The organism is Flavobacterium sp. LAR06 (assembly GCF_041946075.1).
Taxonomy (GTDB): Bacteria; Bacteroidota; Bacteroidia; order Flavobacteriales; family Flavobacteriaceae; genus Flavobacterium.
The window spans coordinates 112,104-119,447 of the sequence record NZ_JAUTYT010000015.1; the positions used below are offsets into that span (position 1 = coordinate 112,104).

The window sequence follows — 7,344 nt, forward strand, 5'->3', positions numbered from 1 at the left end:
ATTCACAATTTATAATTTACTTATATAACTTCCGTACATATCTTTAAATTGATGTCCTTGTGCAAAACGATCCTTGCTTAGTTTTTTATATTCGACCAAAGCCCATAAAATAAATTCCTTCATGAAATATTGGTCTTTTTTATCTAACTGAGGCTGATATTTCTTCAATAAAGTCTCCAAGGGTGTTACTTCGTCCAGAATGCTTTTGTATTCAGCATCTGAAGCATCATCTAACAATTCGAAACCACTTTCTGCAAAGAACCATTCTATCAAATCTGAATATGGTGTTTTTTCTCCCGGTTTTTCTAATTTTTCAATCTTCGGAAAGAAATCAGAAAACAAAGTTCGGATAGAAGATCCTATTAAATTCTGCGCCACGGCAGCCGCTCCCTCCTGCTCTCCTTCATAAACCAATTCTACTTTTCCTGTGATTGCCGGGATAATTCCGATGAAATCAGACAAACGCAAAATGGTATGATCAACTCCGGCTTTTAAAGCACGACGCTCTGCTGTACTTATTAAATTCTCGTAAGCCGTAATACTCATTCTCGCACTCACACCGCTTTTATTATCAATGTATTCACTGTCACGCGCTTCAAAACTAATTTGTTCTAAAATATCTTTAGCCAAACTTGGGACATAAACAATTTCGCTTTGTGTTTCGTCTAATTTAGCTTCTTGTTCCGTGATTGTTCTGGCAATGGCAACACTCTCCGGATAATGTGTCAGGATTTGAGAACCGATTCTATCTTTAAGAGGCGTTACAATGCTTCCTCTGTTCGTATAATCTTCCGGATTTGCTGTAAATACAAATTGCATATCTAACGGCATTCTCAATTTAAAGCCTCTAATCTGAATATCGCCTTCCTGCAAAATATTAAATAACGCTACCTGAATTCTGGCTTGCAAATCAGGTAATTCGTTAATGACAAAAATAGAACGGTTCGCTCTCGGAATCATTCCGAAGTGAATCACACGATCATCCGCATAAGACAATTTTAAATTCGCTGCTTTTATCGGATCCACATCTCCAATTAAATCGGCTACGGTAACATCTGGTGTGGCTAATTTTTCGAAGAAACGTTCGCTTCTGTGCAACCATGAAACTGGAGTTTCATCTCCTTTTTCAGCAATTAAATCTTTTGCAAAACGTGAAATTGGATTTAATGGATCGTCATTAATTTCAGACCCCGTAACAAACGGAATATATTCATCTAATAATTCAATCATTTTACGCGCCAAACGCGTTTTGGCCTGACCACGAAGTCCTAATAAATTGATATTGTGTCGGGATAGAATAGCACGTTCCAGTTCTGGAATTACCGTATTTTCGAAACCATGAACACCTTCAAAAACAGGTGTCCCAGATTTGATTTTCTCACGAAGATTATTTCGCAATTCATCTTTAATACTTGTGCTCTTATATCCTGAAGCCTTTAATTGACCAAGTGTTTTTATAGTATTTATTTCCATTTTATGAAATGTCTTGTTGTTATTTTATTTGGATTGTGTTAGACGCACTGCTGTGCGTCTCTACAATATACGTCATGTATAAAAATCTTAGAACCTTAGCATAGAACCTAAATTAGCGAACTCTTTTCTTCCTATTCGTTTCATAATCTTCAAAAATCATTTCGCCCAAACCTTTCAGTCCGGTATAAAATGCTTTTCCCTGATTTGCTTCTGTAAAATGATTCACAAAACGCTGTAAATACGGATCGTTTGCAATCATAAAAGTTGTAATTGGAATATGAAGTTTTCTGGCTTGTTGTGCCTGTGTGTAACATTTATCGACTATATACTCATCAAGTCCGTTACTGTTCATGTAATAGGAACCGTCGCGTTCGCGAACGCAGCTTGGTTTTCCATCGGTAATCATGAAAATCTGTTTGTTGGTATTTCGTTTTCTACGCAAAATATCCATTGCCAATTGAAGTCCTGCAACTGTATTGGTGTGATAGGGCCCCACTTGTAAATAAGGCAAATCCTTAATAGGAATCGTCCAGGCATCATTTCCGAAAACTAAAATATCGAGCGTGTCTTTTGGATAACGCGTTGTGATTAATTCTGCCAACGCCATGGCTACTTTTTTGGCAGGCGTAATTCGGTCTTCACCGTACAAAATCATACTGTGGCTGATGTCAATCATTAAAACCGTACTCATTTGGGCTTTGTATTGCGTTTCTTCGACAACCAAATCATTTTCGGTCAGCATGAAACTTTCTACACCATTATTGATTTGTGCGTTACGCAAACTCTCGGTTAAGGCAATTCGCTCTAAACCATCTCCAAAATTAAATTCACGGAATTCACCGGTATGTTCATCGCCATTTCCGGCATGTTTTGTTTTGTGATTTCCGTTACCGGAGCGCTTTAAGTTGCCAAAAATCTGGTCTAAGGCTTGTTGTCTGATGGCGCGTTCTGTTTTAGCAGTAATTCCAAAACCAGGGGTCCCATCGGTTTTTGCTTCGTCTTTTATGTAACCTTTCTTTTTTAAATCTTCGATAAAATCATCGATAGTGTAGTGCTCATCCGTCAGTTTATATTCTTTATCTAACTCCCGAAGCCAGTCTATAGCTTCATCAAAATCGCCCGAAGTATGGGTTATAAGCTCTTTGAATATGCCAAAAAGTTTTTCAAACGGAGACTGAAAAGGGGCTTCGTACGACTTAAAATAAAAACCTTTTTTAAATTCGTTTTTCATAATTCTAAAATTACGCTATTTTAGAATTACGAAAAAAGAAACGTTTATTAATTTTTAGTTAAAATATCGAGGTGAAAGCAGTTGAAATCGAGGCAATTTCTGTCAATTATTTAAACTTTCCATCAACATAATACCAGGAACCCTTTTCAAATTTGAATGTAGAGAATTCATAATGAATTTGAGGTTTACTATTTAAATCTATAAAATAGGCTTTAAACTCAACTGTTTCTTCAGACGAACTTAAAATCTCCAATTTTTGCCATTTATTAGATGTCGCCCATTTTAGAATTTCTTCTTTTGAGTAATTAGCTCTTTCCGAAACATGAGTGGTTCCCAGAAGATAATCGGCATTATGAGTAGCATAAGCCGAATATCTTGAACGCATTAAAGCTAGTGCGGTTGGCGCTTTTTGATTGTTTTTGAGATACAATCCGCAGCAATCATCAAACAGTAAACCTGTATCGCAAAAACATTTTTTATTCTCCATCAACCGCCTCTTCTCCATTGATCTTAACATGCAGCTGATTCAATAAAACCTGATATCTGCTGATTTCTCTCAGTTCTTCATCTTCCTCGGCATGATCCAACATTTCGTCTAAAGTTTCATTTACTTCAAGCAATTTATTATTAGCTTCTCTGTCCTGTTTTGCAGCAATTAAATCAATTATTTCCTGCACACTTATTTTTAAATCGTCGAATTTACTATTCATATCTGTTATTGTTATTTTTGTTTCAGGTTTCAGGTTTCAGGTTAAAACTACAAGTTTAGCAACTTGAAACCTAAAACAAAGAAAATTTGAAACTATTCCTACTCTTCGTTCTTTTTATCTTCGTTGAACTTTTTTACAATTTCTTTGAGCTTTTCCTTGCGTGCAACTTCAGCCTGTTTCTTTTTATTTTGGGCTTTGTGCAATTTGTCATTATGTGCTTTGATGTTCTTTTCGTTGTTGCGTCCCATTATATTTCTCTTTTAATTTCTTCTAAACTTTTCTCGGTATAAATCAGTTCCGTAATTATCTTTTCTCTCAAAACATCAATGTCTTCCTCAAAATGTTTTGCCCAGGAAGTCAGTTGCTGCAGGTTTCTGATTTGTTTAATACGTTTTGTTGTTTCAAAACTCGTTCTCAGAATCGCTTTTTTATCATAGACCGGATTATTTTTATGCTGATAGATTACAGTGTTCTTATCAAAATCAGCTTCAATATAATATAATTTTTCTTCGGCATTATCCGGATGAAATTCGCTCCAGGCTGCAAAACCAATTTTTGTTTTCGAAGGCGTTTCCGGTTCCATTGCAATCAAACGCCATTTACTGTTGGCTAATCTTCCCCAATGATTCGAAACTCTGTACATTCCGGTTTCACTATAATAATAGATACTTCCCGCCTTACTTTCAAACTGTTTTTTTAAGCCTTCAATTGCATCTGGAAGTACTTCATGAAAAACACAAAAGGTGTTTTTGAACGAATTGGGATGTGGTCTGAAGTTTTTTTGCATATGCAAATATACTGAGATTGTCGCGAACTCCCTAAAACAAACATTAATTGATTAACTTTGTAACCTCAATTTAAAATAAAAAAGTTATGTCTAAAGATTCACAAGAAAAAATGCCTCAAAAAGGAGTTTATACCGGTATCATCGAAAAAGATGAAAACAACAATTATTTTTGTGGTGAATATCTTTTAGATTACAAAATTGCTCATTCAAATTTTAATCTTGGTGATTGGGTTACCATTAAATCGGTGATTGAAAATCCAAGTGATATTAGTTATGATAAATATCCAAAGAAATCTAAAAACTTTGATAAGGCAAATCATAAGCCTGAGAATAAATAATTTGTTTCAGGTTTCAGGTTTCAGGTTTCAGGTTTGAAAATGAGAATTTAACCTCAAAAAAGAGCGCTAAGGTTAAGCAAAGTTCGCAAAGCTTGTACATACAACTTTGCGAACTTTGTGTTTTATTAAACAGTGCATGGTTAAAAAACTTTGCGCTCTTTGCGGTTAAATTAACACACAGTCTTTATTTTTTCGAATATTTTTTGCCTTAAAACTAAAAAGTTAAAAAAAAGTGTACCTTTGCAAAAAATTTGTCGTTTTGAAGTAAAAAACACTCATTTCAAACTAATAGACAATAAGTTACCTTTTATTTATGAAAAAAATAGTTGAATACCGCAAGTTACTAAACGTAGACAAAACTGCTGAGTTAAAAGATTTGAAAACCATTTATCGTAATGCGATGAAAGAAGCTCATCCTGATAAATTTCAAGGTGATGATGCTGGTTTAAAAGCAGCAGAAGAAAAAAGTAAAGCGATTATTGAGGCTTATCACTTTTTGGTAAGTATTAATCCTGAGACGATTAAAGCAAATTTACCAGAATATACTGAAACGATTTCTACTTGTTCAATTACAGATTATAAATTTGTTGAAGGTCGTTTAATTATCGATTTCTCTAACGGAAGTGTTTACGAATACATTAGTGTCCCTAAAGCAACTTACGTGAAAATGGTAAATGCTGATTCTCCTGGAAGATTCGCAAAAAGACATATATTGAACTCTTTCACATGGAGAAAGAAAACAAATCAAGAATAGTTTTACGCTAGAATATACCTAAAAGCACTCTGTCTACAGAGTGCTTTTTTTATGCTTAAAAATCAGAAAATTGCTTAGTTTGAGTTTAAATAAGCATATAATTAAGAGTTTTAAGTCGATTAAATCTAGCAAACACCCTGAAAACATGATGATTAAAGACAAAAAAACTATAACAAAATTTTAGGTTACAAAATTCTTTATGTTTTATATTTTTAGATACTTTTGTTGCACAAATCAATTAACTAATTAATTTTATAATGAAAAAAATATTTTTTTTACTTACCGCTTCAGTTGCGATAATGTCATGCAGCAAAGTTAAAGACGGAGAATACCTTATTACAGGAACTGCAAAAGGAATTGCAAACGGAAAAACAATCATTCTTCAAGGCCAGGATCCAACAACAAAAATGAATGTTGCTCTTGATACAGTAAAAGTTGAAAACGAAAAATTTGAAATAAAAGGAAAAGTAACTGAACCAGCTTTTCATACTTTAATTCTTCAGGATGCAAACGGACCAATTCCTTTCATCTTAGAAACTGGTGAAATTACAGTTGCAATTGACAAAGACAGTATTCATAAATCTAAAATTGCAGGTACTTATAGCAATGATGAGTATGTAAAATTTAATGATGAGTTACAAAAAACTCAAAAAAGATTAGTAGATTTTCAGAAAAACAACACTCAGAAAATGCAGCAAGCTCAACAAGCTCAAGATACAGCAACTATCAACGGTTTGATGAAACAATACATGACTATTCAAACTGAAGTTCAGGCAGATTCTAAAAAGAAATATGTTACTTACGCTGAAAGTCACCCAAAATCTTTTATCTCTGTATTGATCGTTAAAGGAATGTCTGAAGATCCTACAGCAGATGCTAAAAAAATTGAAAGTTTATACAACTCATTAGACGAGTCGTTAAAAAATACTACTCCTGGAAAAGAAGCTAAATCAAAAATTGGTCAAGCAAAAATGCCTGCAGTTGGTGCAACAGCTCCTCCTGTTGGTAGCGCTAAATGAAGATCAGACTTTTCTGCTCCCAATCCTGAAGGCAAAGTAGTTTCGCTTAAAGAAAGCTTAGGAAAAGTAACTATTGTTGATTTCTGGGCTTCATGGTGCGGACCATGCAGAAAAGAAAATCCTAATGTTGTAGCTATATACAAAGAATTACACGCTAAAGGACTAAATATTATTGGAGTTTCTTTAGACAAAGAAGCTGGCAAGTGGAAAGAAGCTATCGCAAAAGATGGTTTAACCTGGACACATGTTTCGAACCTAAAATTTTGGGACGAGCCAATTGCTGCACAATATGGAGTTCAATCAATTCCGGCAACTTTTATTCTTGATGCATCAGGAAAAGTAGTTGCACAAGATTTGAGAGGTCCTGAATTAAGGGCAAAAGTTTTAGAGCTTTTAGCTAAATAAGAATAAGATTCAGCATAAAACAAAAAAATATCTCCCTAGTGGAGATTTTTTTGTTTTATGCTACATCAAAATGAATTAAAAAACAAACTGAAGTGTTAGACGCTATTTCCAAAGAACTATGCTTACAATGCGAAATATTGTCCTTTAATCATTACGATGAAGATGCAAATAAAGAAGATGCAATTACAAAAGATGATTTAACACAAACGCTTTTGCACTATTTTTAAGAAGAATCTTTTTTACTCAAAATCACATTAAGTTAATTTAAGGTGTTTTTACATTTTATGAAGCAAGAAAAATACCTACCGAAGATATGTAAACGTCTATATTAACCTCGAAAATAGTAGCATTTTTGGTCAAATGGGAACAACATTTCGAATAAATAAAAAAAAACTTCATTATTATGTCTTTTTTATTTTATTCAATACCAACAACTTAAAAATTAATTCAAAAATAACTTAAAATTAAGTGCGATTTTAGTTTGTAAACATCAAAAACGTTTATATATTTGCAACCGCTTAGAACAACAAAGCGCATCAATGCTGAGATCGGGGAGATACTCAAGCGGCCAACGAGGGCAGACTGTAAATCTGCTGTGTGAACTTCGCAGGTTCGAATCCTGCTCTC

At 34.0% G+C, this 7,344-nt stretch carries 9 protein-coding genes and 1 pseudogene; 4 read left to right on the forward strand and 6 right to left on the reverse strand.

Features of this window, described 5'->3' with window-relative positions; translation table 11 throughout:
• Window positions 1-9: 9 nt before the first annotated feature.
• The 6 genes from Q7C23_RS19850 to Q7C23_RS19875 all read right to left on the reverse strand — a co-directional run bounded on the left by Q7C23_RS19850 (window position 10) and on the right by Q7C23_RS19875 (window position 4,201).
• Window positions 10-1,473: a magnesium chelatase gene (locus Q7C23_RS19850; RefSeq protein ID WP_375034132.1), complete on the reverse strand. Its 1,464-nt coding sequence runs from the start codon at window positions 1,471-1,473 to the stop codon at window positions 10-12.
• Window positions 1,474-1,585: 112 nt separating this feature from the next.
• A complete protein-coding gene (locus tag Q7C23_RS19855) occupies window positions 1,586-2,704 on the reverse strand; it encodes a VWA domain-containing protein (protein WP_375034133.1) in 1,119 nt (372 codons plus the stop codon).
• A gap of 106 nt (window positions 2,705-2,810) precedes the next feature.
• Entirely contained in the window at window positions 2,811-3,191 is a 381-nt protein-coding gene (locus Q7C23_RS19860; protein ID WP_375034134.1) for a YchJ family protein, read from the reverse strand.
• Entirely contained in the window at window positions 3,181-3,414 is a 234-nt protein-coding gene (locus Q7C23_RS19865) for a hypothetical protein (RefSeq protein ID WP_375034135.1), read from the reverse strand. Before Q7C23_RS19865 ends, Q7C23_RS19860 begins: the two co-directional genes overlap by 11 nt.
• Window positions 3,415-3,512: 98 nt before the next feature.
• Window positions 3,513-3,662 carry a hypothetical protein gene (locus Q7C23_RS19870; protein WP_086065325.1) on the reverse strand — a complete coding sequence of 50 codons (150 nt, stop codon included), beginning with the start codon at window positions 3,660-3,662 and terminating at the stop codon, window positions 3,513-3,515.
• A complete protein-coding gene (locus tag Q7C23_RS19875) occupies window positions 3,662-4,201 on the reverse strand; it encodes a hypothetical protein (RefSeq protein WP_375034136.1) in 540 nt (179 codons plus the stop codon). The genes Q7C23_RS19870 and Q7C23_RS19875 overlap by 1 nt, the downstream gene beginning before the upstream one ends.
• Window positions 4,202-4,287: 86 nt before the next feature.
• Between Q7C23_RS19875 and Q7C23_RS19880 the strand changes: the two genes are divergently transcribed.
• The 4 genes and pseudogenes from Q7C23_RS19880 to Q7C23_RS19895 all read left to right on the forward strand — a co-directional run.
• Window positions 4,288-4,539 carry a hypothetical protein gene (locus Q7C23_RS19880; RefSeq protein ID WP_074662021.1) on the forward strand — a complete coding sequence of 84 codons (252 nt, stop codon included), beginning with the start codon at window positions 4,288-4,290 and terminating at the stop codon, window positions 4,537-4,539.
• A gap of 313 nt (window positions 4,540-4,852) precedes the next feature.
• Entirely contained in the window at window positions 4,853-5,293 is a 441-nt protein-coding gene (locus Q7C23_RS19885; RefSeq protein WP_072973585.1) for a KTSC domain-containing protein, read from the forward strand.
• A 257-nt stretch (window positions 5,294-5,550) separates the two neighbouring features.
• Complete coding sequence (locus tag Q7C23_RS19890) at window positions 5,551-6,312, forward strand: DUF4369 domain-containing protein (protein WP_375034137.1); 762 nt, start codon at window positions 5,551-5,553, stop codon at window positions 6,310-6,312.
• Window positions 6,313-6,330: 18 nt separating this feature from the next.
• Window positions 6,331-6,717: pseudogene (locus Q7C23_RS19895) on the forward strand (peroxiredoxin family protein); the annotation flags it as partial.
• Between the last annotated feature and the right edge of the window lie 627 nt (window positions 6,718-7,344).